This is a genomic window from Rhodoferax sp. ZS1R8, from assembly GCF_056521325.1.
On the sequence record NZ_JBWMBA010000061.1, the window covers coordinates 1 to 1,573 of the forward strand.

General features: G+C 60.1%; 2 protein-coding genes. Both read right to left on the minus strand.

Annotated elements, in window-relative coordinates; translation table 11 throughout:
• Positions 1–89: 89 nt before the first annotated feature.
• Positions 90–1,049, minus strand: coding sequence for a serine hydrolase domain-containing protein (locus AC097P_RS23725; protein ID WP_479612892.1), 960 nt, complete (start codon positions 1,047–1,049; stop codon positions 90–92).
• Positions 1,050–1,248: 199 nt separating this feature from the next.
• Positions 1,249–1,573: alpha/beta hydrolase family protein (locus tag AC097P_RS23730; RefSeq protein ID WP_479612893.1), on the minus strand; the 325-nt coding region annotated here is incomplete at its 5' end.

The window sequence follows — 1,573 nt, forward strand, 5'->3', positions numbered from 1 at the left end:
AGTTACTGCCGGTGTTTGGCAAGCCACAGGTGACGATGTTTGAGCTGGCCGGGATTGTGGGCAAGCACCTGAGCTAAGGGGCGGAGAAACTAAAAGCACAGCCCGAAACTCCGGCAGACCCAATGCTCAAAGCCATTCGGAATCCGGGAAAACTGGAAGGTCTTGTGCGGCCCCGGTAGCACCGCCTGCACAATGGGCTCGGCCAGGGACAAGCCGTTCTCACCACTCGTCAGCATGACTACGCCGTCCCCTGACTGCACCGATGCCATCACAAATGCACGGTAGCCAGGGTTGTTGCCCCAGTGCCAGATGAACTGTTCGCCGTTGGGCGCGGTTTCCAAGCCCCAGCCAAGACCCCATTCCAGCCCCAGACTGGGGTCCACCTGCACTGGCGCGTCCAGCACGACTTTCATTGCAGGTCCATCCCGCAGCATTGCCGCGACAAACCGGGCGTAGTCCCCAGCACTGGTGTAGAGCGAATATGCTGCCACGGGTACTCGGAAACGGGCTACCGCCATGCTTTTGCCGTGTGATGTTGTCCCCGGCACATACCCGGTTTCCAAGTGCTGGCTCCAAACATAGTCACTGTGCTCCATCCCCAACGGGGCGAACACCTGCTCCCGCATGAAGGCATCCAGACCAGCCCCGGTGATGGCCTCGACCGCGGTTTGCAGCAGGACATACGCTTCGCCCGAATACTGCCAGCGGGCACCCGGCTGAAAGTTAAACGCCAGCGGCCCTCGCGACCAGTTGGGCAATCCGGAGGTGTGGTTCAACGCCATGCGTGCGGTGACCGACCGCAATTCCGGCGCCAGCACCGCGTCGATCCGCGGCGGGTGCGTGCTATCACCCAGGTTTTGCTCGTGCGCGTAGCCCTGTGGCAGGTACCGCATGAGCGGCGCGTCTACATCTATACGCTCTTGCAGCGCAATCTGGACCACTGCGTAGGCAAACAGCGGCTTGCTCAGGGATGCCGCCTGAAAGATAGATTGCGCGCCCGGCATTAGTACGGACTCGCAACCCTTGGCACTCTTGCTTCCTGTGGCCATCCGATTCCTGATCGTAGCTACCGCCACTACGCACACCCGTTGGTCTTGTGCCAGCTGCTCCAAATCGGCTTGTCGAATTGTTCCCTGGGTGACATCCGTACCGCTATCTGTATGGAGCCTTGCAAGCTCTGATGTGCCAGCCTCTTGCGCCACTGTCAGGTTGGAAAATCCCAGAGCTAACAGAGCAGCTACGACATATTCAAGCCGACGCATCCGAGCCCTTTTCGCTACTGGGCGCAGCTTCCTGCGCCGCTGTCCACAGATGCTGTGCGATATGGGTGCTGAGCTTGGTGATCGCCAATTCAATCAGATCAGAGTGCAGCTCGTGGCTGACAAAGGGAACGACCTCGGCGGTGATGTCGCAGCCCATGTCGCGCAAATGGTGCGCAGCTTCCACGCTATAGCGGTAGTGCGTTTGCTGGTCCAGCTTGCCATGTAAAAAGTGCGTGGTAGTGACGGCGGTCGGGTCTTCGGGCAGCGTGGTAAAGCGCCCACCCATAGCCACCACACGGCTGGCCAACACG